24 protein-coding genes are annotated in these 25,363 nt (G+C 66.4%); 16 read left to right on the forward strand and 8 right to left on the reverse strand.

All coding sequences use genetic code 11. The annotated features are described in order from the left end of the window. Positions 1-242 precede the first annotated feature (242 nt). The 5 genes from GIW81_RS01750 to GIW81_RS01770 all read left to right on the forward strand — a co-directional run bounded on the left by GIW81_RS01750 (position 243) and on the right by GIW81_RS01770 (position 5,869). Positions 243-1,763 (forward strand): ComEC/Rec2 family competence protein, encoded by a 1,521-nt coding sequence (locus GIW81_RS01750; protein ID WP_154737627.1) that lies wholly within the window; start codon positions 243-245, stop codon positions 1,761-1,763. A gap of 181 nt (positions 1,764-1,944) precedes the next feature. Next, positions 1,945-2,289 (forward strand): hypothetical protein, encoded by a 345-nt coding sequence (locus tag GIW81_RS01755; RefSeq protein WP_154737628.1) that lies wholly within the window; start codon positions 1,945-1,947, stop codon positions 2,287-2,289. A gap of 10 nt (positions 2,290-2,299) precedes the next feature. After that, positions 2,300-2,707, forward strand: a complete 408-nt coding sequence (locus tag GIW81_RS01760) for a hypothetical protein (protein WP_154737629.1) — start codon at positions 2,300-2,302, stop codon at positions 2,705-2,707. A gap of 250 nt (positions 2,708-2,957) precedes the next feature. Continuing rightward, positions 2,958-4,352 (forward strand): DEAD/DEAH box helicase, encoded by a 1,395-nt coding sequence (locus GIW81_RS01765; protein ID WP_229309054.1) that lies wholly within the window; start codon positions 2,958-2,960, stop codon positions 4,350-4,352. Positions 4,353-4,468: 116 nt separating this feature from the next. After that, complete coding sequence (locus GIW81_RS01770; RefSeq protein ID WP_154737631.1) at positions 4,469-5,869, forward strand: APC family permease; 1,401 nt, start codon at positions 4,469-4,471, stop codon at positions 5,867-5,869. Between the two features lie 45 nt (positions 5,870-5,914). Here the strand turns inward: GIW81_RS01770 and GIW81_RS01775 are convergent, their stop codons facing one another. From GIW81_RS01775 to GIW81_RS01785, 3 genes are all read right to left on the reverse strand, one after another. After that, entirely contained in the window at positions 5,915-6,142 is a 228-nt protein-coding gene (locus GIW81_RS01775; protein ID WP_154737632.1) for a hypothetical protein, read from the reverse strand. A 152-nt stretch (positions 6,143-6,294) separates the two neighbouring features. Beyond that, positions 6,295-7,095, reverse strand: a complete 801-nt coding sequence (gene mazG, locus GIW81_RS01780) for a nucleoside triphosphate pyrophosphohydrolase (RefSeq protein ID WP_154737633.1) — start codon at positions 7,093-7,095, stop codon at positions 6,295-6,297. Positions 7,096-7,331: 236 nt separating this feature from the next. Then, the gene (locus GIW81_RS01785) at positions 7,332-8,009 is read right to left on the reverse strand and encodes a DUF2306 domain-containing protein (RefSeq protein WP_154737634.1); all 678 of its coding nucleotides are present in this window, start codon (positions 8,007-8,009) and stop codon (positions 7,332-7,334) included. Positions 8,010-8,048: 39 nt separating this feature from the next. On the opposite strand from GIW81_RS01785, the gene GIW81_RS01790 reads away from it, so the two are divergent. The 5 genes from GIW81_RS01790 to GIW81_RS01810 all read left to right on the forward strand — a co-directional run bounded on the left by GIW81_RS01790 (position 8,049) and on the right by GIW81_RS01810 (position 10,691). Next, positions 8,049-8,513, forward strand: coding sequence for a hypothetical protein (locus tag GIW81_RS01790; RefSeq protein ID WP_154737635.1), 465 nt, complete (start codon positions 8,049-8,051; stop codon positions 8,511-8,513). 8 nt (positions 8,514-8,521) lie between these two features. Then, complete coding sequence (locus GIW81_RS01795; RefSeq protein ID WP_154737636.1) at positions 8,522-9,007, forward strand: hypothetical protein; 486 nt, start codon at positions 8,522-8,524, stop codon at positions 9,005-9,007. Positions 9,008-9,106: 99 nt separating this feature from the next. Continuing rightward, positions 9,107-9,862, forward strand: coding sequence for a hypothetical protein (locus tag GIW81_RS01800; protein ID WP_154737637.1), 756 nt, complete (start codon positions 9,107-9,109; stop codon positions 9,860-9,862). Further along, positions 9,859-10,221: a VOC family protein gene (locus GIW81_RS01805; RefSeq protein WP_195930307.1), complete on the forward strand. Its 363-nt coding sequence runs from the start codon at positions 9,859-9,861 to the stop codon at positions 10,219-10,221. The genes GIW81_RS01800 and GIW81_RS01805 overlap by 4 nt, the downstream gene beginning before the upstream one ends. Before the next feature lie 2 nt (positions 10,222-10,223). Then, on the forward strand, positions 10,224-10,691 hold the full coding sequence (locus GIW81_RS01810; protein WP_154737638.1) for an SRPBCC domain-containing protein: 468 nt from the start codon (positions 10,224-10,226) through the stop codon (positions 10,689-10,691). A gap of 111 nt (positions 10,692-10,802) precedes the next feature. Here the strand turns inward: GIW81_RS01810 and GIW81_RS01815 are convergent, their stop codons facing one another. Beyond that, complete coding sequence (locus GIW81_RS01815) at positions 10,803-12,338, reverse strand: leucyl aminopeptidase (protein WP_154737639.1); 1,536 nt, start codon at positions 12,336-12,338, stop codon at positions 10,803-10,805. Between the two features lie 395 nt (positions 12,339-12,733). On the opposite strand from GIW81_RS01815, the gene lptF reads away from it, so the two are divergent. The 6 genes from lptF (at position 12,734) to rsmA (ending at position 20,978) form a co-directional block, all read left to right on the forward strand. Continuing rightward, on the forward strand, positions 12,734-13,933 hold the full coding sequence (gene lptF / locus GIW81_RS01820; protein WP_154737640.1) for an LPS export ABC transporter permease LptF: 1,200 nt from the start codon (positions 12,734-12,736) through the stop codon (positions 13,931-13,933). Positions 13,934-13,938: 5 nt separating this feature from the next. Further along, positions 13,939-15,033 carry an LPS export ABC transporter permease LptG gene (lptG, locus tag GIW81_RS01825; protein WP_154737641.1) on the forward strand — a complete coding sequence of 365 codons (1,095 nt, stop codon included), beginning with the start codon at positions 13,939-13,941 and terminating at the stop codon, positions 15,031-15,033. A 93-nt stretch (positions 15,034-15,126) separates the two neighbouring features. Further along, a complete protein-coding gene (locus GIW81_RS01830) occupies positions 15,127-17,463 on the forward strand; it encodes an LPS-assembly protein LptD (protein WP_229309055.1) in 2,337 nt (778 codons plus the stop codon). A gap of 206 nt (positions 17,464-17,669) precedes the next feature. Continuing rightward, on the forward strand, positions 17,670-18,878 hold the full coding sequence (locus GIW81_RS01835; protein WP_154737643.1) for a SurA N-terminal domain-containing protein: 1,209 nt from the start codon (positions 17,670-17,672) through the stop codon (positions 18,876-18,878). Positions 18,879-19,044: 166 nt separating this feature from the next. Beyond that, entirely contained in the window at positions 19,045-20,088 is a 1,044-nt protein-coding gene (gene pdxA, locus GIW81_RS01840; RefSeq protein ID WP_154737644.1) for a 4-hydroxythreonine-4-phosphate dehydrogenase PdxA, read from the forward strand. Continuing rightward, positions 20,085-20,978, forward strand: a complete 894-nt coding sequence (rsmA, locus tag GIW81_RS01845; protein ID WP_154737645.1) for a 16S rRNA (adenine(1518)-N(6)/adenine(1519)-N(6))-dimethyltransferase RsmA — start codon at positions 20,085-20,087, stop codon at positions 20,976-20,978. The genes pdxA and rsmA overlap by 4 nt, the downstream gene beginning before the upstream one ends. A gap of 21 nt (positions 20,979-20,999) precedes the next feature. Here rsmA and GIW81_RS01850 read toward each other — a convergent pair whose 3' ends face one another. The 4 genes from GIW81_RS01850 to GIW81_RS01865 form a co-directional block, all read right to left on the reverse strand. Next, positions 21,000-22,163: an alpha/beta fold hydrolase gene (locus tag GIW81_RS01850; protein ID WP_195930308.1), complete on the reverse strand. Its 1,164-nt coding sequence runs from the start codon at positions 22,161-22,163 to the stop codon at positions 21,000-21,002. 178 nt (positions 22,164-22,341) lie between these two features. Then, positions 22,342-23,517 carry a lipase family protein gene (locus tag GIW81_RS01855; protein ID WP_154737647.1) on the reverse strand — a complete coding sequence of 392 codons (1,176 nt, stop codon included), beginning with the start codon at positions 23,515-23,517 and terminating at the stop codon, positions 22,342-22,344. Then, positions 23,517-24,158 carry a guanylate kinase gene (gene gmk, locus GIW81_RS01860; protein WP_154737648.1) on the reverse strand — a complete coding sequence of 214 codons (642 nt, stop codon included), beginning with the start codon at positions 24,156-24,158 and terminating at the stop codon, positions 23,517-23,519. The genes GIW81_RS01855 and gmk overlap by 1 nt, the downstream gene beginning before the upstream one ends. Positions 24,159-24,202: 44 nt before the next feature. Next, positions 24,203-25,090: a YicC/YloC family endoribonuclease gene (locus GIW81_RS01865; RefSeq protein WP_154737649.1), complete on the reverse strand. Its 888-nt coding sequence runs from the start codon at positions 25,088-25,090 to the stop codon at positions 24,203-24,205. Positions 25,091-25,363: the final 273 nt, after the last annotated feature.

Here is a 25,363-nt window from a genome sequence, read left to right on the forward strand (position 1 = left end):
TTCTTGCTGGCATACGCTGCGTGTGCCCGCTTGCGGGGCGTGACGGCACGGGGACGTCGGCATGATGGCAAACCTCGTTGTTCGCTGGCGCTAGCTTGTTTCGCGCACCTGGTGGGCGCCCCCGCGCGCGCGGGTCTTTAAAGCCATTCGACACCGCTATACGCTGGCCGTCACACGACCGAATTACGTTTCCTGTCCTTTATTCCTGCAGCTTTCTTTGTTCATTCATTCGGGAGGCCGCCATGGCCGAAATTCAGTTTGACGACTTCATCGGCGCCGACGAGGCCAAGCTCTACAACGACGACGGCAAGGTCATCCGCTACGGGCTCTGGGGCGACGGCGTTAAGCGGCTAGGCGGCCGGCAGATTGACGGCCGCGTCAAGGTCAAGCTTCGCGACAAAGAAGGTTGGATCGATGCCGGCGCCCTCGGCGGCCGGTCGCTTCTCGAGTTCTACTTCATCGATGTCGGACAGGGCGACGGCATCCTGATCAAGACGCCGGGCTTCCGCCACATCCTGATCGACGCCGGCTATCCGCGGCGATCGCAGAACACCGGCAAGAGCGGCGCCGACTTCGTCGACTGGAAGTTCGTCAAGGACTACGGCCTCGACGCCATTCACCTCGACGCCCTGATCGCCTCGCACAACGACTACGACCACTACGGCGGTCTCGCCGACCTGCTCGACGTCGAGCAGGAAGGGGAGCTGGACGCCGGATCGATGACCGTCGAGGCGATCTACCACGCCGGGGTCTCCTGGTGGGTGAAGCCGACGGGCGGTCGCTGGCTGGGCGAGATGGAGACGACCGATGACGGCAAGTTCCTCGTCCAACTGCTCGGCAACCGGACGCATGCGCGCAAAGTAACGAGGGAGGGCGCCGATCCGATTCTACAGGGCGAGTGGCGGGACTTCGTCGAGAAGCTGCTGGTCGCCAAGACGCTCGACGGGTCATCGACGCCGATATCGCGCCTCAGCCGCCCTGCGACCGCTATCCAGTCGGGCACCAGCTTGCACCTCCCGGGGTTCGCGGAGGCCTCGGATACGGAACCGCGGGTCGAGATCCTCGGGCCCGTCGAGCACCGGGTGAACGGCAAACCGGCCCTGCGCTCGCTCGGCGACACCAGCAAGAATACCAACGGCAACAGCATTCTCCTGCGCGTCGACTACGGCCGCGTGCGTGTGCTGCTGACCGGCGATCTCAACAAGGCGGCGCAGCGCACCTTGCTCAACGACTACGAAGGCGATCGCCTGCAGTTCAAATGCGACGTGGCGAAAGCCTGCCACCACGGCAGCGACGACGTTTCGTTCGAGTTCCTGCAGGCCATGGAGGCCGGTTGCACGGTCATCAGCTCCGGCGACGGCGAGGGGCACGATCATCCGCGTCCGCGCATCGTCGCCGCCAGCGGACAGACGGGGTTCGTCACGGTCGAGCGGGACGAGGTGATCACGCCGCTCGTCTATTCGACGGAGCTCGCGCGCAGCATCAGCGTCGGCCGTGCCGTCGGCTTGTCGCTCGACGAGGGCGGCGGGGTGCGCGAGCTGGCGCAAAACGATTTCGGCGAATCAAAGTTGAAGTACCGCGAAAGGGGCGTCGGCGCCCTGGGAGAGACGAACGGGGAGACGCTGCTGCGCAATACCCGCGTCATGACGCGGCTGATCTACGGTCTTGTCAACGTGCGCACCGACGGCCAGCGCATCCTCGCCGCGACCATGAACGAAAAGGACGGCTCTTGGGCGATCAAGTCCTTCAGCTCCCGCTTCTGAGCAGCCGCGCTGCCGCGCCGAATCGCCTTCGCGCGTCAGGCTTCGTCGTAGAAGCTGTTTGCGACTCGCGGCGGGCAGCGTCGCCGATCTTGTCTAAGTCGGCGAACTGAGCCTCATTACGCCGAGCCCGCCCGCCGGTCCCGGCGGCGCGCTACCTCGATCGCAACCGGAGGAGGTCTGCGTGAGCTTCAAGGTCCTTCTGCTCGGCTTGGCGATGACGCTGATCTCGGCCCCTCTCGCCGCGCGCCAGTGCAAGTATCGCGAGATGCAGAGCGTGGCCGGCGAGAAGATGACGATGACGGCGAAAATCGAGATGATGGAGCCGGACGAGGACGACCCGAAAACCGTATGGGTGACGCTCGACAATTCCGCCGCCGACCATTGCCTGACGTTCCTCACCGGTGTGCCGAAGGCGGCGCTCGCCACGTGCAAGGCGGGTCAACAGATTACCGCGACCGGCAAGGTGTACGAACGCATGGATGCCTGGTGGGGTCTCAACAAGGTGACCGGCGTCAGCTGCAAATAGGCTCGCCCAAATGCACGCGCTCGCGTTGACCCTTGCCGCCGTCAGCGTCGCCATCAACGGCCTCGCGTTCGCGATATCGGGGCTGCTCAACGAGCCGAAGGTCGGCGCGTGCTTCGGAGGTGCCGCGGCGCTGTCGCTGGTTGCGCTCCTCGTCGGCTACGACGACGTCACCGCGCTCGCCTGGACCCTGATGGCGGCCACGCTCACGGCCATCGCGGCGCTGGGCGTGTTTGCCATCAGTTTGCGTGAAGGGCGGGGCGAGCGGACGCCCGATGCCGAGCGCGCGCGGCAATCATCGGACGATAGATCGGCGGCGCCGGAGGGGGCGCCAAAGCTTAACGAGGGATGGGCCTACCTCGCATTCATCGTGCCCGCAGTTGTACCCGCCGCAGCGAGCCTCGCCGCGCTGCTCAACTAGCCGCACTTGTGTTCCGCGCCTAGGCGTGCCATATGCCTCACATCGCTCGGGAACTCCGAGCGGCCATCGGTGCTCCAGCCGCGTGAACGGGCTTACGACTGCCCTCCTGTTGAGCGCCTTTAGAACCTCCAATCCATCGATAGCCCAGGCCACGCGGGGCTCTCTTAGTACCGCCGCGTTCGCTCGCGTTCGGCCGCCTTTGTTGTGCGTGCCGCTGCCCGCGCGCCTGGCCTCAATGAAAGACATGCATTTGACCGATACGACTTCGACCACGTTCACCGACCTCGGCCTCAACAACGAGCTTTTGAAAGCGCTCGCTGCTGAGGGATACACAACTCCAACTCCGATTCAGGCGCAGGCTATTCCTGGCGTCTTGGCCGGGCGCGACCTCATGGGCATCGCCCAGACAGGCACCGGCAAGACCGCCGCCTTTGCGCTGCCGATCCTGCAGCGTCTCGCCGCCGAGCGCCGCCCGGCGCTGCGCGGGGGCACGCGTGCGCTCATCCTCTCGCCGACACGCGAGCTGACGACGCAGATCGCCGAAAGCTTCCGCACCTACGGCAAGCACAGCGGCCTCACCGTCGCGGTGATGTACGGCGGCATGCCGTTCGGTCCCCAGGTGAAGGCCATGAGCCGCGGCGTCGACATCCTCGTCGCCACGCCCGGGCGCCTCATCGACCACATGGAACAGCGCAGCGTCGACCTCAAGGGCACCGAGATCCTCGTGCTCGACGAGGCCGATCAGATGCTCGACATGGGCTTCATCGCACCGATCCGTAAGATCCTCGGCAAGCTCTCGCATCGCCGCCAGAGCCTGTTCTTCTCGGCCACCATGCCGCGCGAGATCGGGGCACTTGCCGCCGAGATGCTGCGCGATCCACTGCGCGTCCAGGTGACACCCGTCGCCAAGACCGCCGATCGCGTGCGCCAGAGCGTCATCCACGTCGAGCCGCAGAAGAAGAGCGCGCTGCTCGTCGAGCTGTTCGCCGATCCGGCCATGAAGCGCACCCTCGTCTTCACGCGTACCAAGCGCGGTGCCGACAAGGTGGCTCGCCACCTCGAAGCCGCCGGCGTTCTGGTTGCGGCCATCCACGGCAACAAGAGCCAGAGCCAGCGCGAGCGGGCCCTCAACCAGTTCCGCAACGGCCACATCCGCGGCCTCGTGGCGACCGACATCGCCGCGCGCGGCATCGACATCGACGAGGTGACCCACGTCGTCAATTTCGAGCTGCCGAATATCCCGGAAAGCTACGTGCACCGTATCGGACGCACGGCGCGGGCCGGCGCCGAGGGCATCGCCATCTCGCTCTGCTCGGGCGAGGAGCGCGCCTTCCTGCGTGATATCGAGCGCACGACGCGCCAGACGATTCCGGCGTCCGACCGCACGGGCGATGCAACTCTCGTCGGCAACGCTAGCGTTGGCAGCGGCGAGCGTGTCCATCGCCACACCGGCGGCGGTCAGCGCACCGGCGGCACCGGCGGCACCGGCGGTAACGGCCACGGCCACAAGCCGGCGGGTTCGCGCAGCGGAGCGGGTCGCAACGGTGGCGGCAAGTTCCGTCCCCAGCGCGGCGCCGAAGGCCGCGGCGGGGCGGCCAAGGCGCACCGCAAGGGGCCGCGTTCCGGCAGCGCCGCGGCGCGCTGAGCGCCCGGCTTATCAAGTAAAGCGGCGCGCGAGGCAAATGCTTCGCGCGCCGCTTTCGTTTGACGCGGCAACACGTGCCCGGCCACACTGCCGCCCTGAGCAGGGGGGACCGCGCGATGGCCGACCAGCACGACACCTCCACGGAGCCATCGCTCGCCCGGGTCATGGGCCCGTGGCTGCTGCTGCTGTTCATCATCGGCGACATCCTCGGCACCGGCATCTACGCGCTCACCGGCCAAGTGGCAAAGCACGTCGGCGGTGCGGTATGGCTGCCGTTCCTCGCGGCGTTCGGCGTGGCGTTGCTCACCGCCTTCAGCTACCTCGAGCTCGTCACCAAATATCCGAAAGCCGCCGGCGCCGCGCTCTATGCGCACCGCGCCTTCCGCATTCACTTCGTTACGTTCCTCATCGCCTTCACCGTGATGTGCTCGGGGATCACCTCGGCATCGACGGCCTCGCGCGCCTTCGCCGCCAACTTCTCGGACTCGCTTGGCCTCGGGCTCGGCGCCTGGGGCGTGACGCTCGTCGGCCTGGTCTTCATGGCGGCTGTGGCGGCCATCAATTTCCGCGGCGTCGGCGAGAGCGTGAAGCTCAACGTGCTGCTCACCGTCGTGGAGCTGTCGGGCCTCCTGATCATCATCGCCATCGGCCTGTGGGCCATCGGCGCTGGCACGGGCAACCTGTCGCGGGCGTTCGAGTTCAACACCGCGGCCGACGGCAGCATCGTCTGGGGCGTCATCGCCGGCACGACGCTCGCCTTCTTCGCCATGGTCGGCTTCGAGGACTCGGTCAACATGGCCGAGGAGACCCAGGACCCGAGCCGCATCTTCCCCAAGGTGCTGCTCAGCGGCCTCGTCATCACCGGCCTCGTCTATGTGCTCGTCTCGATCTCGGCGATCGCGCTCGTCCCGCCCGAGAAACTCGGGGAAGGGGAGACGCCGCTGCTCCAGGTCGTGCAGGCCGGCGCGCCGGGGTTTCCGCTCGGCGTCTTCGGCGTCATCACCATGTTCGCGGTGGCCAACAGCGCGCTCATCAACATGCTGATGGCGAGCCGGCTCATTTACGGCATGAGCCGCGAGCACGTGCTGCCGGCGGTGCTGGGCAAGGTGCATGCAACCCGGCGCACGCCCTACATTGCCATCGCTTTCACGACGCTGCTGGCCTTTGCGCTGATCATGTTCGTCGGCGAAGTGCCGGCGCTCGGCGGCACGACGGCGCTGCTCTTGCTCTGCGTCTTCACGGTGGTGAACGTCGCGGTGCTGGTGCTGCGCAAGGACACGGTCGAGCACGCGCATTTCCGCGCCCCGACGCTCGTGCCCGTGCTCGGCGCGATCACCTGCGGCTTCCTCGTCGGCCCGTGGACGGGACGCAATCCGCAGCAGTATGTGATCGGCGGAATCCTCGTTGCCATCGGGGTGGCGCTGTGGGTGGTGACGATGTACGTCAACCGCGCCACCGGCGAGAAGGTGGCGGAGCCGCTCGCCGACGATCTCTCCGAGCGCGGCCTGAAGAACTGATCGGAGGGGTCCGGAGCAGCGCGCACGCTGCTCCGGGAAGTCAGATCAGCACGCGTGATTGCGCATGCAGCGGCGATAGCGCCAGTTCCAGCCCCAGCGCTCGCGGCAGATGGCGTTCCACTTCCAGCAGCGCGGGCCGGTCTTCATGATGAGCGACTGCGCGGCGGGGTCACCATTCCTGAGGCCCGACATCGGGCTCGCCTGGGCCGGCACGAGGAGGGCGGCGGCGGACATGGCACAGATTGCGCTCGCAATCACGAGGGTTCGAGACATTGCGGATACTCCGTTTTGGACTTGGACTTAGGGTGAGGCACGCGGCGCCCACGACGCCGGGTGCGCGCGCTAGAAACGCTCGCCCCGCCTGAACGGCCGATGAACCGCCGTTGAAATTTTGTTGCGGCGGATTATGCGGCAATTCCTAGGGCTTACTTCTCCGCCGCTTTGGCCTCGTCCCACAGCGCGTCCATCTCGGCGAGATCGGACTGGGCAGGCGACGACCCGCGCCGCGCGAGCTGCTCCTCGATGTAGCGGAAGCGGCGGGTGAACTTCTCGTTCGCTGCCCGCAGCGCGGTCTCGGGATCGATCTTCAGATGCCGCGCCACGTTGGCGACGACGAACAGCAGATCGCCGAACTCCTCCTCGATCGCCGCGCGATCGGCCTTGTCCTTGGCATCGGCGATCTCCGCCTCGAGCTCGCCGATCTCCTCGTGCAGCTTGGCGAACACCGGCGCGAGCGACGGCCAGTCGAAGCCGACCTTGGCCGCTTTGTTCTGCAACTTGATGGCGCGCGTCAGCGCCGGCAGTCCGACTGGCACGCCGTCGAGAACCCCTCGCGCAACGTCGTCCGGCTTCTCCTTGTCCTTGGCGCGCTCCCAGAAGCCGGCGGTCACGCCGGCGGCGCGCTCCTCGTCCGTGCCGAATACGTGCGGGTGGCGGCGGATCATCTTGGTCGTGACGGCCTCGACGACGTCGCCGAACGCGAAGGCGTCCTGCTCCTCCGCCATGCGCGCGTGATAGACGACCTGCAGCAGCAGATCGCCCAGCTCGTCCTTGAGGTGGACGATGTCGTCGCGCGCGATCGCGTCGGCGACCTCGTAGGCCTCCTCGATGGTGTAGGGGGCGATGGTGGCGAACGTCTGCACCTGGTCCCACGGGCAGCCCGTCTCGGGGTTGCGCAGTGCGGCCATGATCTCGATGAGGCGGGAGATGTCTTTGGAGGGTTTCATGCGCGGCACCCTAATCGATGCCGTGCGCTAGGGCACGCCGATCGCCAATTCAACTCCGTCATCCCGCTGCAGAGCGGGAACCACGCCAGGATCAACGAGCTCTCTCTATGAGGCCCGAGTGATGTCGTTGCCACAGGTGTCCCATCGCCTTGGTGAGCGCCACTCGACTTGCGTGGATCCCGGCCTACGCCGGGATGACGGAGAATGGAAGTCGTGAGTTGCGGCGTGGCCAGTAATCAGCGGGGCGCCACGTTGCGTGAGGACGGCGTCCAGGGGGTGGGGAGGAGCGTCACGACCGCCAGCGGCACCAGCCAGCCGAGCCAGGCGGCGCAGCTATAGACGGTGTCGAACGGCAGGTCGTAGCCCGTCACCAGCGTGGTCGTCAGCCGCACCCACAGCGCGCCCGACGCGACCGCCGCCATCGCCAGCATCAGCCGCGCGTGGTCGGCGAACTGGCGGCGCCGAATGGCGGAAATGCCCAGCGCGATCAGTGCCAGCCACACGACGCCCTGGGCGAGAAAACCGGCGCGCGCCATCACCGCCGAATGGCTGTAGATCGCCACGGGCAGCGACGTCAGCGCGCCGAGCAGTACGCACACGGCCGCTGCGTAACCGAGCGGCCGGTGCAGCGCGCGATTGCGGCGCAGGGCGATGACAAACGGAATGAGTACGAGCGCCGCTCCCGACGCCAGCATGTGCAGCTTGAAGGTGCCCGGCAGGCTGTGGTCGACGACGAACAGATTGTAGGGCAGCGGGATGGCGCCGAGACCCTGCGAGACGGCGACGAACCCCGTCGGCAGCGCCAGCAGCAACACGCCGCAAATGGCGGCAAGACGCGGAGAGCGCCCGGCAAGCTGGCGCATGGTGGACTTAAAGCCGCCCGCGGAAAGTGCTGTGGTCGCTGCGTTGGTCATCGATATCGAGCTTCGAGGCACGCCATGTTGGAACGCATATTGATCGCACTTTGTGTTGTGGTGGCGGCGTCTCCGCTGACGGCCGCGGAGCTCACCACCGCCAGCATCGTCGGCCGCTGGCAGGGACCGAGCTGGGCGGGCGAAGGCGAAGTCCCACTGACGCTGGACATCGTTGCCTGCGGTCAAGGCTGGTGCGGTGTCCGCGTCGCCGCAAACGATACGTGCGGCGGCACGGCATTGAAAGTGAATGCGGGGATAGTTGAGGAGAACAACGCGCAGTTCGAGGGCACGCTCGAGCTCGCAGCAGGGACCGAGCCCTATACCGTCCACGCCACTGTCTTCCCACAGGAGCCCGACGCCAAGCTCACCATGCAGATCACGGGCGACACGGGCGGTCAGTATCGCGCCTATCGCCGTTCGTTCCCGTTCGAAGCGCAGCTCGCGCGCATCAAGGATCCGGTGTGCCACGCGCCACAGACCGTCTCGTCGCTCGATCGGCGCTGAGCGAACCCATGCGCAAGCGCATCCTCGCTAGCCTCTGCCTCCTCGCGCTCACGGCACCCGTCGTCGCGGCGGATGTGAAGCCCGAGCAGATCGCCGGGCGCTGGAGCGGCGCCACCTACGGCATGCAAAGCGGCGCTCGCATCACGCTCGACATCGTCGCCTGCGGTAGTGCCTGGTGCGGCATCAAGGTGGAAGCGGGCGACAATTGCGGGGTGACGGCACTCAAGCTCGATTCCGTCCAGCCGCTCGGCGGACCACAATCCGACAGTCTCCAGTTCAATGGCACGCTGGAGCTCATGCCCGGCACCGAGCCCTACACGGTGCAGGCGTGGCTCATACCGCGGCCGGACAACGGTGTTCTCGCCCTGCAGATCACCGGCGACACGGGTGGCGAGTATCGCGCCTATCGCCGCTCGTTCCCGTTCCAGGCGGCGTTGGCGCGCGTACAGGATGCTGTCTGCCACGCGCCGGCAACGGTCTCCTCGCTCCGTTAGCAGTCCTCCACTATCTGCCCCTGTTCGCGCGCACCGCGCCGGTCTAGCATCGACGCGGGGAAGGGCGTCCGCACCGCGGACGGGGAGCGGACAACGGGCATGATCATCCTGCGCATCATCACCAACGCCGTCATCATGGGGGCCGAGGTGGTGGCGGTCGTGGCGCTCGCCGCCTTCGCCTTCTACTACCCGTTCATCTTCGCCGGCGTGACGGCGGCGCTAGCCTTCGTTCTCGGCTTGCGCCTGGAGGTGGCGCGGCTGCGCTACGAGCTGCCGTTCTACTTCGGCGGTCTCGTCAAGCGTGGCGCCTTCCTCACGGCGCTGGTCGGCAGCTTCGAGGCGATGTTCAAGGGACTGCTCGCCGGCGTCGCCGCGCTCTTCACCTTCGCCGGTACCAATGTAGATCGGCGCTTCTGGGTCGCGGTGCTGTTTGCGGTGTGCGTCTACGTCGGTGCGGCCGTGCTGCGCCTGCTGTCGCTGCGCGCCGATGCGCTGCCCATGCGCTGGGGCTACTTCCGGCTGGCGCCGCCGCTCGGCCTCTTGTTCTCGGCCGGATTGGCGCTGCTTGCCGCGGCGCAGATCCTGCCGGCGGCGAACGTCACCGGCATCGGCTGGGACATCATCTTCAACACGCCCGCCGAGCCGTCGGTCGAGCAGGTGAGCGAGCTGTTCTTTCAGCTGAAGCAGGCGTTCGACGAGTTCATCGTCAAGGCGCTGTCCGTGTTGGTGGGCGAGGAATGGGCGCGGCTCATCGGCGTCGTCGTCAGCGTCAACGTGCTGTCAGGCTTCGTGACGGCCGTCTACGCGGCGCTGATCGCGGCCACGGTTCGCCGCTCCGAGGACACCCTGCTGTGACGGCGGCGACGCTCAGGGGCATCTTCCTCACGTCGGAGCAGCCGGAAGCCTGCGCGCGCTTTTACATCGACGTCGCCGGGCTGCCGCTCGAGCACGTCGGCACGGAGGGCGTCTACGTCTACTGGAAGATCGATCGCGACGGTCTGCAGCTCGCCATACACGACGCCAAGACCTTCTCCGCCTACACGCATCCGGCGGTGCGCGCCTCCAACCTGACGCATCTCTATTTCAAGATCGACGACCAGGCGGCGTTCTTGAACCACCTTGAAGGGCTGGCGGTCGCGCCGGCACTCATCGACGACGTGGTCGTGACCGTCGCCGACCCGGATGGCCGCATGGTGATGTTCGGGACGGCGTGAGCATGGGCAGGATCGACACCGGATCGAGGATCATCAGGGCGACGCCCCAGGCGCTCTACGACGCGTTTCTCGATCCGCAGGCCGTGGCGCAATGGCGACCGCCGGCCGGCATGCGGGCGGAGATCTACAACTTCGATGCGCGGGTGGGCGGCGGCTATCGCATGGCGTTCGTCTACGCGAGTGACGATCCTGCGGTGCGCGGCAAGTCGACGGGGAAGGCCGACGTGTTCACCGGGACGTTCGTCGAGCTCGTACCGGACGCGCGCATTGCCGAGCAGGCCACGTTCGAGAGCGACGACCCGGCGTTCGCCGGCGTCATGACCGTCACGACCACGTTCAGGCCGGTGGCAGAGGGCACAGAGGTGACGATGGCATGCTCGGACGTGCCCGCGGGCATCAGCGCCGCTGACCACGCGGTTGGGATCGCTTCGAGCCTCGCCAATCTCGCGGCCTACGCCGAGCGCGGCTGAGCCCCAACGTCGTTCGCATAATATATATTATGGAAAACGTATGAAGATTAACGCGGATTAACAGTCTGTTGTGGCGCGCGATGCGTCGGTCGTCCGGCCGCTACGGCCCACCTACTTCTCGGCCTTCTCGTACTTGTCGGAGACGAACCGGTCGAGCAGCCGCACGCCCCAGCCCGCGCCCCAGCTCGGGCTGATCTCCGACTTGGGTGCGTCCATCGCCGTGCCGGCGAGATCGATGTGCGCCCAGGGCGTGTCCTTGACGAAGTACTTGATGAAGGCCGCCGCCGTGCACGCGCCCGCCCAGCGGCCGCCGATGTTCTTGATGTCACAATTCTTCGACTCGAGCATCTTGTCGTAGGCCTTGTCGAGCGGCATGCGCCACAGCTTCTCGCCCGTCTCGGACGAGGCCTCGAGCAGATCGGCGGCGAGCTTCTCGTCGTTGACGAAGAGCCCCGCGTACTCCTTGCCGAGCGCCACCATGATCGCGCCGGTGAGCGTCGCGAGGTCGATCATCAGCCGCGGCTTGAAGCGCTCCTGCACGTAGGAGATGAGGTCGACGAGCACGAGGCGGCCTTCCGCGTCCGTGTTGAGGATCTCGACCGTGTTGCCCGAGTGGGCGCGCACGATGTCGCCCGGGCGCGTCGCGGTGCCCGACGGCATGTTCTCGACGAGGCCGATGATGCCGATGGCATTGACGTGCGCCTTGCGCTCGGCGAGCGCCTGCATCGTGCCGACGACGGCAGCCGCGCCGCCCATGTCGCCCTTCATGTCCTCCATGCCGGCGGCTGGCTTGATCGAGATGCCGCCGGTGTCGAACACGACGCCCTTGCCGATGAAGCAGATCGGCTTGGCGCGCTTCGACTTGGCGCCGTGCCACTGCATGATGGCGATGCGCGCGGGACGGACGCTGCCCTGCGCCACGGCGAGCAGCGCGCCCATTTTCAGCTCGGTGATCTGCTCGGCGTCGAGGATCTCGATCTCGAGCCCGGAGGCTTCTAACTCCTTGACCCGATCGGCGAATTCGACCGGTCCCAGCGCATTGGCGGGCTCGTTGACGAGGTCGCGCGCGGTGACGATGCCGTTGACCAGCGCTGCGTAGCGGACATAGGCGGCGCGTGCCTTGTCGGGATCGGCGCAGTGCACGACGAGCTTCTGCAGGCCGTCGGCCGCCTCGCCGTTCGTGTCCTCGTCTGAGGTTTTCTTCGTCAGGTATTTGCGGAACTCGTAGTTGCGCAGCGCGGCGCCGAAGGCGAGCGAGGCGGCGAGCGCGTCGGCCTTGATCCCCGCTCCCTCCGGCACCTCGACGATGAGGCTCGCGGACTTGCTCTTGCGGGCGCCGATCGCACCGGCGGCCGAGCCGCCGAGCAGGATCCAGTCGTTCTCTTGCATGTCGCCCGCTTTGCCGGTGCCGAGCAGGATCACGCGGTTGACGTTACCCAGCCGCGGCGGCGCCAGAACCTCGATCGTCGATTTCTTGCGCCCCTTGTACTGCGCTGCCTCCGCCGCCTTGAGGAGCGCCCCGCCCGCCCGCTGATCGAGCTCGCGCGCGCGGCTCCCCAGCGCCACGTCGTCGGCTGCGAGCACGACGACGGTCGGCTCGAGGTCGGCGGTGAGCGGCTGGAAGACGATCTCGGGGCGGGTGGTCATGAGGGCGAAGCTCCAGGTGGGTTGCGCAAAACGCTTCCCTGCTCGCGAAGCAAACGCTCAGCCTGGAACCCCTGCCGCCGAGCAGGGACCCAAGCCATGTACGAGGAGGCAGGGAAGTCCGAAACGATGGTCCCGACCGAGCTAACGCGCGGGAGCCGCGCTGGCAAGCGAGGGGGCCTTCAATCCGCCATCAACCCGGCGTGTGAAGGGTCGTGTTCCCGGTGCGTTCACGCCCGGCTGCAAATTCAGGGTGGAGGTCGCGCAATTCGCCCGGTTGCATAGGCCAAGTCCCTGGGGAAAAGCCGAATTTCCGCCACGCTGGAATGGAACGACAGTCTATGGGACGTGCCGGGGGCCGGCAGGTCCCGGGGGCGCATTCACCACTCTCGGTCCGCATGACGATTTTCGAAAGGTATGTCTTTCGGCAGGCCGGGTCCGCGCTGCTCATCATCCTGTTGTCGCTGTCGAGCATCGTTTGGGTGGCCCTGGCGCTGCGTCAGCTGAACGTCGTGACCAGCCAGGGTCAGGACGTGTGGATGCTGATCAAGATGACCACGTTGGCGCTGCCCAACTTGATGGCCATCGTCGCCCCCTTCTCGCTGCTGATCGCCTCGATCCACACGCTCAATCGCTTGAACGGCGACAGCGAGCTCATCGTGCTGACGGCCTCGGGCGCCACCGTATGGCGCGCGGCGCGGCCCCTGCTCCTGCTGGCACTGCTCGTGGCGCTGGGCGTCGCCTTCGTCAATCACCTCGCCATGCCCTGGAGCCTGAAGCTGCTGCGCGAGTACATCGTGCAGGTGCGCGCCAACATCCTCACCCAGGTCATCCAGCCCGGCGCCTTCTCGAGCCCGGAGCAAGGGCTCACCTTCCATATTCGCGAGCGCGCGCCCAACGGCGAACTCCTCGGCCTCATCGTGCACGACACGCGTAACAAGGAGCTGAACCAGTCGTATCTCGCCGAGCGCGGCTTGATCGTCGAGCGCAAGCCTTCGAACTACCTGGTGATGAGCACCGGGCACATCGTACGGCGCACCGACAAGGACGAGCCCTCGCAGGTCATCGCCTTCGACAAGTACGCTGTCGACCTCGACCAGTTCGAGAAGAAGATCGACGAGGACGGCGAGGACATGAAGCCGCGCGAGCGCTACTTCAGCGAGCTCGTCTACCCGGAAGCGACGAGCAAAGCCTTCCGCCAGGGACCCGGAAAATTCCGTGCCGAGTTGCATGAGCGGTTTTCCAATCCACTATACCCGATCGCCTTCGCGCTCATTGCGCTGGCTGCCGTCGGCCAGGCACATTCGACGCGCCAAAACCGCGTTCAGCAGGTGGCCATCGCCTTCGTGGTCGCCGCCGCGCTGCGCCTCGGCGGCCTGGCAATGAACAACATCGTTGTCATCGACGCTGCGGCGACGCCGCTGCTCTACGCCTTGCCGCTCTCAGCCATGCTGGCGTCTCTCATGCTCATGGAGCGCGCCCGCCGCCGGCTCAGCACGTCGCGTTTCCCCGGCATCCTCCTCGACCCGATCGTCGATGCGTTCGCATCGATTGGCCGGCTTCTGCGCCGACGTCCGGCAACGAGCGGGCGGAGGTAGGCGCCATGTTCGGGACCCGCACCCTCGGCCACTACATCGCCGCCCGTTTCATGATGGCGATCTTGACGACCTTCCTGCTGTGCTCGGTGTTGATCTATCTGATCGATTTCGTCGAGCTGCTGCGCCAGTCCGGCAAGCAGGGCGAGGTGCCGCTGCTGACGCTGGCGCTGATCGCGATCCTGCGTCTGCCGGCCTACGCCGAGTTCCTCATCGCCTTTGCCGTGCTCGTCGGCTCGATCACGGCGCTCCTGCAGCTCAGCCGCAAGAGCGAGCTCACCGTCATGCGCGCCGGCGGTATGTCCGTCTGGCAGTTCCTGCGCCCGGGGATCGTCGTCGCCTTCCTGGTCGGCGTGCTCACCGTCGCCGTCTTCAACCCCATGGCTGCCGCCGGCCGCGACGCCGCCGAGAACCTATTCGCCGACGCTTTCGGTAGGGAAACCAACCTCTTGCGCTCGCGCTCGGGCTCCACGTGGCTGCGCCAGAACGGCGCTGACGGGCAATCCGTCATCAGCGCTGCCGTCGCCACCAACAAGGGCCTGACGCTGCACGGCGTGTCGGCGTTCGTCTTCGACAACGAGGGGCACTTCGTCGAGCGCGTCGACGGCAAGCGCGCCGACCTCCACGAGGGCTATTGGGAGGTCAAGGAAGCCTGGGTCGCACGCATCGGACGGGAGCCTGAAAAGTTCGATATCTACTTGGTGTCCACATACCTTACACCGGACCGCGTCACGGACGCGCTGGGAACTGTGTTTTCCGTCTCCTTCTGGGAGATGCCGGCGCTCATCGAAGTGGCTGAAAAGGCTAAACTTTCATCAGACCGCCTGCGCATCCAGTACGAGGCTTTGATGTCAAGGCCATTATTGTGCGCGGCGATGGTCCTTTTGGCCGCCACTGTGTCCCTCCGGTCATTCCGCGGTGGAGGCATCCAAACTATGGTTATTGCTGGACTGGTGGGGGGGTTCGGCTTCTTTCTTCTTTCGGAAGTCTCCCGACAAGTCGGCGTAGCTGGTTTGACGCCCCCATGGGCGGCGATCTGGCTGCCCGTGGTCCTCGTGATGATTGTCTCGGCTGCAGTACTGTTGCACCAGGAGGATGGCTGAGTGATGCGTCTTACGCGGGCACCGCAAGAGGGTTGCGGATCGTCACGCGTCACCTGCCGGCGCCGGAAGGCAGTCGGCTGGGTGCGGTTGGCTATGCTCGCGTTGCTGTCCGCTTCGCTCTTCGCCACGCACGACGCGTACGCTCAAGACCCATCGACACTCGCTCCGGATGTGCAGTCCAAGAGCTCATTTCCGAAGCAGAGCCTTGTCGGCCCATCACGCAACGTCGACAAATCGCAGCCGCTCTATCTGCAGGGCGACGAGCTGATCTACGACACCGGCGGCAACAAGGTGATCGCCCGCGGCAACGTCGAGATCTACTACAACAACTACATCCTGACTGCTGACCAAGTCGTTTACGACCAGTCGGCCAACACGCTGACCGCCGTCGGCAACGTCGTGCTCAAGGAGCCCAACGGCAATATCGTCCGCGCCGACCGCTACACGCTGACGGACGACTTCCGCGACGGCTTCGTCTCGCAGCTCTCCGTCGTCGCCTCCGACGACACGCGCATCGCCGCCGAATCCGCGACCCGCCGCGCGGGCAACACGACCGTCTTCAAGAACGGTCGCTTCACGCCGTGTAAGTCGGACGACAGCACGCCGCCGCTCTGGTGCTTGAGCGCGGCGACCGTCATCCACGATCAGTCGGCGGCGACGATCACGTACCAGGACGCCCAGTTCGAGCTGTTCGGGGTGCCGATCCTCTACACGCCGTACTTCGAGCACGCCGATCCGTCGGTGAAGCGCAAGTCGGGCTTCTTGATGCCGCAGCCGTCGACGTCCGACACGCTCGGTTACTCGACGACGATCCCGTACTACTTCGCGTTGGCACCGAACTACGACTTCACGTTCTACCCGATGTACACCTCCCGCCAGGGCATCCTCTGGCAGGGTGAGTGGCGCCATCGCACGGAGAACGGTCAGTACTTCATTCGCGGCGCCGGCCTCGATCAGGATGCCGACCAGTTGCCCTCCTCGATCACCAATCGCGATCAGTACGAGGGTTGGCGCGGAAGCATTGAGACCAAGGGCCTGTTCAATCTGGGTAGTTGGTGGAAGTTCGGGTGGGACATCACCACCGAGAGCGACGACACGTTCCGCCGTTTCTACAAACTCGACAACATGCTGCTCACCGACCGCGTGAACAAGATCTTCCTCGAGGGCATCGGGGACCGGAACTACTTCGGCCTCGCTGCCTACCAGTTCACCGGCCTGATGTTCTCGGACACTCCTGAATCGGAGTCGTTCGCGCATCCGATCTTGGACTACAATTATATCTTCGCCGATCCGATCCTCGGCGGTGAGCTGCGCTGGAACACCAATGCGCTGAGCTTCACCAACGATCAGAACAACGCTGTCTTCCCGAACATCTCCGGCAACGAGCAGATGAACCGCGTTGTCACCGAGGTCGATTGGCGCCGCCGCCTGACCGATCCGATCGGCATCACCTACACGCCGTTCGGCCAGCTGCGCGGCGACCTCTATCAGTTGAACGACTACGTCGATCCGCAATCGCCGAACGGCGTCGAGAACACCTCCGTGGCGCGCGGCATCGCGGCAGCGGGTGTCACCGTCGCCTATCCGTGGGCCGCCAACACGCGCCAGGGCTCGCACGTCATCGAGCCGATCGGCCAGATCATCGCCCGGCAGGCTTACATCGAGCAGGCCAACCTCCCCAACGAGGACGCGCAGAGCCTCGTGTTCGACGACACCAACCTGTTCGAGCTGACCAAGTTCTCGGGTTACGACCGCATCGAGACGGGCACCCGCGCCAACGTCGGCGTGCAGTATACCTTCCAGGGCAATGAGGGCGGCTACGCGCGCATCCTCGCGGGTGAAAGCTTCCACCTCGCCGGCCTCAACCCGTATCGCAACCCGGGCCTCGATTCGACCGGCAACCCGACGTTCACGCCCTTCAGCGGCCTGCAGAACGACCGCTCCGACTACGTGCTCGGCGCCTACGTCGCCCCGTGGAGCTTCCTGCAGCTCATCTCGCAGTCGCGCTTCGATCAGGACTCTCTGGACATCCGCCGCCAGGACGCCGGCGGTCAGGTGACGATCGGTCCGTTCGCCATGAACGCCATCTACGCCTACCTGAACACCGACCCAACCAACGGCATCTTGTCCGCCCAGGAGGATGTGTACGGCAGCTTCAACCTGCAGCTCACCGATCGCTGGAGCGTCGGTGCCGCCATGCGCTACGACATCGACGACGACCAGATCGCGTCCGACATGTTCCAGGTGAAGTACGCCGACGAGTGCTTCGTCCTCACCGCGACGTATACGGACAACTACTACTACAACCAGGATATCGTCGACGGCCAGACGCTGATGCTGCGCTTCGAGCTGAAGCATCTCGGAGAGTTCGGCTATTCAACCGACGTGCTCAGCGGTGCGGCGATAAGCGAGCAGCAGTCGGGCGGTTAACCTTGCGCGTCCCGTCGACGCGGGTACGGGTGGCTTCGAGCGGCAGCGTGGCGTAATTGAACCTGCCGGGCGCTGCGTCCGCGCCACGGGACCGCCAATGTTTGCGTCGATAGAGTCCGCATCCCAGGGCAAAGTGCTTGGCCGCCCTCGTTAAGCGGCGCCACCCGCGACGCCGCGACCCTGCCACACTGGAAGGCGCGAACCGTATGACCACTCTTCGTCCAGATCGGCAGCGCTGCCCGTCCGCGGGCCGCGCCGGCGTGCGGACGCTGATGTGGGCTTGCCTGCCGCTGCTCGCGGGCTCGCTGGTGGCGCCTCCGACTGCCGCTGTCGCCCAGCAAGCCAAGCCCACCGTCACCGCCAAGGCGACCCAGGCGGACGCTGCCAGCGACCGGCCGATACAGTCGATCGTCGCCCTCATCAACGACGAGCCGATCACCGGCTACGAGATCGAGCAGCGCGTCGCCCTGTCGATGCTCGGCGCAACTGAGGTGCAGAAGAAGCTGCAGGCGCGCCTCAAGTCGGCAAACATGAACGAACAGTTCAAGAACTTTGCCATGAAGCGACTACAGGCCAACCCACCCAAGAGCGAGACCGAGCAGCAGGCGCGGGTGAAGCAGTTGCAGGGCGAGTTCGTCAACAGCATCAAGAACCAGATCGAGAAGGAATACGTTCCGACCGCGCGCAAGCAGGCGCTCGACGAGATCATCGACGAGCGGCTCAAGCTGCAGGAGGCCAAAAAGCTCAGCGTCGTCGCCGCCGACGACGAGGTCGACCGCGTCATCGCCGGCATGGCCGAGCGCAACAAGATGACGCCCGCGCAATTTGGCGAGCACATTGCCAAGATGGGCGCCAGCATCTCGGGGATGCGCGACCGTATCCGCGCGTCCCTATCGTGGTCGGACGTGATACGGCGCAAGTTCGGCCACCAGATCACCGTTGCCAGCCGCGACGTCGATCGGATGGTCGCGTCGTCCGAGGGGCAGGACGACGTCGAGCTGCGCATCCACCGCGTGCTCCTCAACCTGCCGGTGAAGGAGGACCAGAAGCGCCTCACCCAGCGCCTCAGCGATGCGGAGCAGCTGCGCACCAAGTTTACCGGCTGCAAGTCGATGGAAACGATGGCGCGCGGCGTGCCCGGGGCCCGCTTCGACAACCTCGGCGACCGGCGCCCGAGCAGCCTGCCGGAGCCGACGCGCAGCTTGCTCCTCGCCGCGCACGACGACGAGCTCCTCCCCGCCACCATCGGCGAGAACGGCGTCGAGCTGTGGGCGGTGTGCGGACGCAAGGTGGTCAAGGCCGCCGACTCCAAGCGCGAGACCGCGCAGAACGAGCTGCGCCAGAAAGAGTTCGAGATCCTTTCCAAGAAGCATCTGAACGACCTGCGTACGGACGCCCATATCGAGTACCGCTAGTGCGATGATCGAGAAATTCGCCAACATCAGCTGCGAGGTCTCGAGCGAATTTCTCGATCTGAATCGCACTAGCAAGAAATGTGTGCCTCTAGTGTCCCTTCTGCTTCCGAAGCTCGCTCCCACGATCAGCCGCGGGCTTTGGCGAGCTTCGGAAGCGGGACACTAGATGATTGGTGGGGACCACAGGCGCCGGCGTCCGCTCGCGATCAGCATGGGCGATCCGGCCGGTATCGGCCCCGAGATCACGCTCCGCGCCTGGTTGGAGCGCAGCGACAAGGGGCTCGAGCCCTTCGTCGTCTTCGCCGACAAGGGCGCGATCGCCGAACGCGCCCGGACGCTCGGCGTCACGGTCCCCATCGCGCCGGTGGGAACGGCCGCCGAGGCGTTCGACGTGTTCGGCACCGCGCTCCCCGTGTTGCATGCCCCGCTCGCAATGCGCGCTCACGCCGGCAACCCCGACACCGCCAACGCACCCGCCATCATCGCCGCCATCGAGGCCGCGACCGCTGCGGTGGTGCGCGGCGAGGCATCCGCCGTCGTTACCAATCCGATCGCCAAGCACGTCCTGCGCAGCGCCGACTTTCCCTTCCCAGGCCACACGGAGTTCCTCGCCGCGCTCGCCGAGCGCCACACCGGCAAGCCGGTGCGGCCAGTGATGATGCTCGCCTCGCACGAGTTGCGCGTCGTCCCGCTCACCGTGCACTGTGCGCTGGCCGAGGTGCCGAAAGCCATCACCCGGGCCCTCATCTTCGAGACGGTGCGCACCACCTACGCGGCGCTGCGGCGCGACTTCGGCATCAGCGCCCCGCGCATCGCCGTGGCGGGTCTCAATCCGCATGCTGGCGAGGAAGGGACGATGGGGCGCGAGGAGGTCGACACTATCGCGCCGGCCATTGCCGATCTGCGTGCCGAGGGACTGTCGGTCACCGGGCCGCACTCGGCCGACACGCTGTTCCACGCCGCAGCGCGGCGCGGCTACGACGCGGTCGTCGCCATGTACCACGACCAGGCGCTGATCCCGTTGAAGACCATTGGCTTCGACGAGGGCGTCAACGTCACGCTCGGGCTGCCCTTCGTGCGCACCTCGCCCGACCACGGCACGGCATTCGACATCGCCGGCCAGGGCCGCGCCTCGCCGTCGAGCTTCATCGAGGCGTTGAAGCTCGCCTCGGCTATTGCCGCCGCGCGTGCCGCGACGCCGCCGGCATGAGCGGCAGCGAGCGAGACGCGCTCAGCGGCGCGAGCCCGGACGGGCTGCCGCCGCTGCGCGAGGTGATCCGCACCTTCGAGCTCAACGCCAAGAAGAGCCTCGGCCAGAATTTCATCCTCGACCTGAACCTGACGCGACGCATCGCGCGCGCCGCCGGCTCGCTCGAAGGCAAGACGGTCGTCGAGGTCGGCCCCGGGCCGGGCGGCCTGACGCGCGCACTGCTCATGGAAGGCGCCGCCCGCGTCATCGCGGTGGAGCGCGACGAGCGCACCCGCGGCGCGCTCGACATGATCGCCCAGCGCTACCCGGGCAGGCTCGACGTGCATTTTGGCGATGCGCTCGAAGCCGACTGGCCGCGCATCCTCGGCGACACGCGCGAGGCGCTGATCGTCGCCAACCTCCCCTACGGCGTCGCCACGCTGCTGCTCACGGGATGGCTCGACACCGAGCCGTGGCCGCCGTGGTTTCAGCGTATGGTGCTGATGTTCCAGCAGGAGGTGGCCGAGCGGATCGTCGCCCAGCCGGGGACCAAGGCGTACGGGCGCCTGTCGGTGTTGGCGCAGTGGCGCAGCGCGCCGCGCATCGTGCTCAAAGTGCCGCCGGAAGCTTTCACGCCGCCACCGAAGGTATCGTCCGCGGTGGTCGAGCTCGTACCTCACAAGGCGCCGTCTCCCGACTGTTCGCCGCGTACGCTGGCGCGGGTGACCGCTGCTGCCTTCGGTCAGCGTCGCAAGATGCTACGTGCAAGCCTGAAGCAGCTCATGCCCGAGCCCGAGCGGCTCCTCGAGGCGGTGGGCATCGCCGGCAACCTGCGCGCCGAGAATCTGAGCGTGAAGGATTTCGCCCGCATGGCGCTGGTCTTCGAGCGCTCGACGCTGTCGCGCGCCTGAGAGCTACGCAAGTTTAGCGCCTCAGCGTCCGCAGTCGTTCGGTGCGCGGCGCCCCTTGAAGCGATCGGTCATCCACTGCACGGCCCCATAGGCGCTCTTCTCGGCGGCAAAGCTGTGCGAGACGCCCTTCAGTATCTTCAGCTGCACCGGCGTGCCGGCTTTGCAGAGTTCCTTGGCGTAGCGCACCGTGAGTGCCGGATTGACCGTCGTGTCGCCCGTTCCCTGTGCAATGAATACCGGTACGCTGAGCGGCGCGGCACCGGGGGAGTTCTTGACCATTAAATCGCGCCAGGCCGGCAGCGTCGCCGGATCGACTTTGAGGAAGGACTTCTTCAGCGGCTTGGCGAGCTTCAAGAGCTGCAGCATCTGCGAGATGGATTGAAGGCAGCTCCCGGCGACCTTCTCGACCGACTTCTCGACGCCGTCCTCCAACAGCTCGGAGATCGGTAGGTTGTATGTCCGCGACCACGACAGCATCGCCATGGCGGTCAGGCTGTCTCCGGCGATAGTTCCCTTCTGTGCCTTGAACAGGTCGACGAGATTGGTGGCCGGCGCCGCCGCCGCGACGCCCAGCAGTTTCAATTCGGGTGCGTATGACGCCGCGAGCTCGCCGCTGAACAGGGAGGCGTGGCCCCCCTGCGAATGCCCCCACACGATGAAGCGGTTGGTCGCCTGGGCGCCCGAGAGATTGCGCGCCGCTCGCACGCTGTCCAGCACCGACTGCGCCTCGCTGATGCCGACGAGATAGGCGTGCACGCCGGGAAGGCCGAGCCCTTCATAGTCGGTGGCGACGACGACATAGCCGCGCGACAGCATATCCTCCAGGCCCGGTATGGTTCCCGACAGGTTCGGCAGCAGTCCCGGCGCGCAGCGTCCCGCCACGCCTGTCGTGTAGTGCGCCCAGGCGATGACGTCGCGCCCTTCCTTCGGCGCCGGGGTCGCGGGATAGATCACCGTGCCCGACACGGCGATCGGCTCGCCGTTCAATCCCGTCGAGCGGTAGACGATGCGGAACGCCTTGGCGTTGGCGGGCGCCCCGCCGACCTGCGGATGGATGTGGAAGACGCGGCCGGGTTTGGCCTTGCGGATCTCTGCCTCGGACACGTCGAGCTTGAGATCCGGCGCGGCGTTCACGCTCGGTGCGACGAGCACCCAGAGCGCCGCGATGAGAAGGAGAGCAGGCATACGGGTAAGCGGTGCGAGACGGGGAAGAACGCGCATCGGGGTGTGCACTTGCTGGTGGAGGGCGGTTATGGACGTGTCATATCGTGCGCGGCGCCCAGAGTCAGGGGCCGCGACAAACAAGGTATATGGAGCGCCATTGTGGCTTGATGACAGTGCCTATTCCTGAGGCACCCGCGGCTCAGCGCTTGCAACCATTGGGCGCTGGGCGCCCGTGGAACCGGTCGTCCATCCAAGAGACCGCGGTATACGCCCCGTCATAGCCGGCGAAGGCATGCGATACCCCGTCGAGCCAAACGAGGTCGACGACGGCGCCGGCGGCACACAGCTTCTCGGCGAATTGCTTGGTGATCTGTGGCCGCACGAGATCGTCGGCCGTGCCCTGCAGGATCAGCACCGGCGCACCGGCGGGCGCCTGCCCCGGCGTGTTCTTCTCCATGATGCCGCGCCACGGCTCGATGGTCGTCGGATCGACTTTCAGGAATGCGCGCTGCAACGGCGCTTCGATCTCCTGCAAGCGCAGAAGCTCGGTGATGCGCTCGATGCACGTCTTGGCCACGGTCTCAAACGTATGCATGGAGCCGGGAACGACGACGTCGCCTAGCGGAATCTTGAAGAGCGTCGACCACGACAAGAGCACCATGGCCGTCAGGCTGTTGCCGCCGACCGAGCCGCGGTCCGCCCTGAACAGCTCGCCGAGGTAGGTAGCGGGCGCGGCGGCGGCAACGCCTACGAGCTGTAGCTCCGGCGCATAGGCCGCCGCTTCCTGGCCGGTGAACAGCGCCGCATGTCCGCCCTGCGAATGACCCCACACCGCGAAGTGGTCGCCGGCACCGGCGTCCGGAAGCGAGCGCGCCGCGCGCACGGAATCGAGCACGCTCCGCGCCGCGCTGGTTCCGATCAGATAGGGGTGCATCCCTTCGCCGCCGAGCCCCGCATAGTCGGTGGCGGCGATGACGAAGCCGCGGTCGAGTATTTCCTCGACGCCGGCGATGGTGCCCGCGAGATCGGGCAGCAGCGTCGGCGCGCACTTCTCTACGACCCCCGTGGTCGGATGCGCCCAGGCGACGATGCCGCGCTTCCCGTGCGGCGCCGGTGTCGTCGGGATGAGCACGGCGCCCGATACCGCGATCGGCTCGCCGTTGAGCCCGGTCGAGCGATAGAGAATGCGATACGCCTTGGCCTTTTCCTCGCCGCCGCCGACTTGCGGCCATACGCGAAGGATCGTGCCGGGCTTGGCGGCGACAATCTCGTGACTACCGACATCGCCAAGCGGATGTCCCGCACCCGGCTGGGCCGGGGCGGTCGCCAGCACTGCCATCGGAATGGCGCAGAGAACGCTGGCGAGACGGCGCATCAAAGTTGGTTCTGCATGTCGCGCACGAAAGCCGTGAGGCCGTTCAACCGTTCACGTCGCAACCGCTCCGCCGAAAGGATCGCGGTGAGGCCCTCCATCGAGACCGCCACGTCGGTGTTGACGATGACGTAGTCGTATTCCGGCCAGTGGCTGATTTCCGCCGCCGCCTGGTCCATGCGCTGCTGCACGATGTCCTCGGCGTCCTGCGCCCGGCGGCGCAGCCGCTCCTCGAGCACGCCAGCCGACGGCGGCAGGATGAACACGCGCACGACGTCGTGCTTCATCTTTTCGGAGAGTTGCTGCGCGCCCTGCCAGTCGATGTCGAAAAGCATGTCGCGTCCCTGGCCGATCGCGGCCTCCACCGGCGCGCGCGGCGTGCCGTAGTAGTTGTCGAACACGTGCGCCCACTCGAGCAGCTCGCTATTGTCGGCCATGCGCTTGAACGTCGGATCGTCGACGAAGTAGTAGTCCTGTCCCTCGACCTCGCCGGGGCGCGGCTTGCGGGTCGTCACCGATACCGACATCGAAATGTCCTGGTCGGCGGTGATCAAGCGGCGGGCTAGCGTCGTCTTGCCCGCCCCCGAGGGCGACGACAGCACCAGCAGCAGTCCGCGCCGATCGATAGTGGGCGTTTGTCTCATGTCGTGCCGTGGCGGGTTCTCCCGCTCGCTCCTTTTGCGTTTCCCTACTCGATGTTCTGCACCTGCTCGCGCAGCTGGTCGATCACCGTCTTGAGCGCCAGCCCGGCGCGGGTGATCTCCACGTCGCTCGCTTTCGAGCACAGTGTATTGGCCTCGCGGTTGAATTCCTGGGCGAGGAAGTCGAGCTTGCGGCCGACCGCGCCAGGCTCGCTGATCAGCTCGCGCGCCGCGCCGATGTGCGAGCCGAGGCGCTGCAGCTCCTCCTCGACGTCGGCGCGCGTCGCCAGCAGCACCGCTTCCTGATGCAGGCGTGCAGGATCAAAGCCGTTGCCGGTATCGACGAGACGGCGCACCTGCTCCTTGAGGCGCTGCTCGATCGCCTCGCGCGAGCGCGCCGGAGACGCCTGCACGATGGCGACCAGACGCTCGATCTCGTCGAGCTGAGCTGCGAGCGTCGCGGCGAGGCGCGCGCCCTCGGCTGACCGCGCGGCGACCAGCGCCACCAGCGCCCCGTCGAGCGATTTGAGCATTGCCTCACCGCGCGCCGCCGCCAGTTCCTGGTTCTCCTGAGGTTCGACGATGTCGAGAACGCCCTTGATGGCGATGAGGCCGTCGACACGCGGCGGCGTCGCGTTGGTGAGGTCGCGCACGCGGTCAGCCGCATGCATCACCTGCTGCAGCGCTCGCTCGTTGAGGTGAATTTCCACACCGCCGTCGCTGCGCTCCACCGCGAGCGTGATCGAAACGCTGCCACGCGTTATGTGGCGGCCTACGGCCTCGCGCACCCGGGGCTCGAGCGGTTCGTTGCCAGATGGCAGGCGGAGCCGAATGTCGAGCCCGCGCCCGTTGACGCTGCGCGCCTCCCAATGCCAGGTGGCGCCTTCGTGCGTGCCCTCGGCGCGCGCAAAGCCGGTCATGCTCTTGATGCTCATCGCGGCTCCGTTGGGCTCGGCGCCGGGGGCCCCAACGCGTCGCGAAATCTAGTGTGATGATCGACAAGGCCGCAACATCGCGCTCGGCTGGGTGGCCGAAGCGGACTTGTCGATCTGAATCACACTAGAGTCATTTCTTGGCTAGTGTCCTTCAGATCGCGAAATTCGTTCCAACTATGCCGCACGCGGAGACGAATTTCGCGATCAGGACACTAGCGGCCCCGGCCGTCGGCAACAAGGAGCCCGGTCGCCGAAAGGTTTCTCACCCCGTGG

The organism is Hyphomicrobium album (assembly GCF_009708035.1).
Classification (GTDB): domain Bacteria; phylum Pseudomonadota; class Alphaproteobacteria; order Rhizobiales; family Hyphomicrobiaceae; genus Hyphomicrobium_A; species Hyphomicrobium_A album.

Excerpts from the sequence above, each read along its gene's own strand:
- GIW81_RS01750 (WP_154737627.1), top strand. The coding sequence starts at position 243 with ATGGCCGAAATTCAGTTTGACGACTTCATCGGCGCCGACGAGGCCAAG.
- GIW81_RS01815 (WP_154737639.1), bottom strand. The coding sequence starts at position 12,338 with ATGACCACCCGCCCCGAGATCGTCTTCCAGCCGCTCACCGCCGACCTC.
- GIW81_RS01800 (WP_154737637.1), top strand. The coding sequence starts at position 9,107 with ATGATCATCCTGCGCATCATCACCAACGCCGTCATCATGGGGGCCGAG.
- GIW81_RS01865 (WP_154737649.1), bottom strand. The coding sequence starts at position 25,090 with ATGAGCATCAAGAGCATGACCGGCTTTGCGCGCGCCGAGGGCACGCAC.
- pdxA (WP_154737644.1), top strand. The coding sequence starts at position 19,045 with ATGATTGGTGGGGACCACAGGCGCCGGCGTCCGCTCGCGATCAGCATG.
- GIW81_RS01760 (WP_154737629.1), top strand. The coding sequence starts at position 2,300 with ATGCACGCGCTCGCGTTGACCCTTGCCGCCGTCAGCGTCGCCATCAAC.
- GIW81_RS01785 (WP_154737634.1), bottom strand. The coding sequence starts at position 8,009 with ATGACCAACGCAGCGACCACAGCACTTTCCGCGGGCGGCTTTAAGTCC.
- GIW81_RS01830 (WP_229309055.1), top strand. The coding sequence starts at position 15,127 with ATGCTCGCGTTGCTGTCCGCTTCGCTCTTCGCCACGCACGACGCGTAC.
- GIW81_RS01855 (WP_154737647.1), bottom strand. The coding sequence starts at position 23,517 with ATGCGCCGTCTCGCCAGCGTTCTCTGCGCCATTCCGATGGCAGTGCTG.
- rsmA (WP_154737645.1), top strand. The coding sequence starts at position 20,085 with ATGAGCGGCAGCGAGCGAGACGCGCTCAGCGGCGCGAGCCCGGACGGG.
- lptF (WP_154737640.1), top strand. The coding sequence starts at position 12,734 with ATGACGATTTTCGAAAGGTATGTCTTTCGGCAGGCCGGGTCCGCGCTG.
- GIW81_RS01810 (WP_154737638.1), top strand. The coding sequence starts at position 10,224 with ATGGGCAGGATCGACACCGGATCGAGGATCATCAGGGCGACGCCCCAG.
- GIW81_RS01770 (WP_154737631.1), top strand. The coding sequence starts at position 4,469 with ATGGCCGACCAGCACGACACCTCCACGGAGCCATCGCTCGCCCGGGTC.
- gmk (WP_154737648.1), bottom strand. The coding sequence starts at position 24,158 with ATGAGACAAACGCCCACTATCGATCGGCGCGGACTGCTGCTGGTGCTG.
- GIW81_RS01775 (WP_154737632.1), bottom strand. The coding sequence starts at position 6,142 with ATGTCTCGAACCCTCGTGATTGCGAGCGCAATCTGTGCCATGTCCGCC.
- GIW81_RS01835 (WP_154737643.1), top strand. The coding sequence starts at position 17,670 with ATGACCACTCTTCGTCCAGATCGGCAGCGCTGCCCGTCCGCGGGCCGC.
- GIW81_RS01795 (WP_154737636.1), top strand. The coding sequence starts at position 8,522 with ATGCGCAAGCGCATCCTCGCTAGCCTCTGCCTCCTCGCGCTCACGGCA.
- GIW81_RS01850 (WP_195930308.1), bottom strand. The coding sequence starts at position 22,163 with ATGCCTGCTCTCCTTCTCATCGCGGCGCTCTGGGTGCTCGTCGCACCG.
- lptG (WP_154737641.1), top strand. The coding sequence starts at position 13,939 with ATGTTCGGGACCCGCACCCTCGGCCACTACATCGCCGCCCGTTTCATG.
- mazG (WP_154737633.1), bottom strand. The coding sequence starts at position 7,095 with ATGAAACCCTCCAAAGACATCTCCCGCCTCATCGAGATCATGGCCGCA.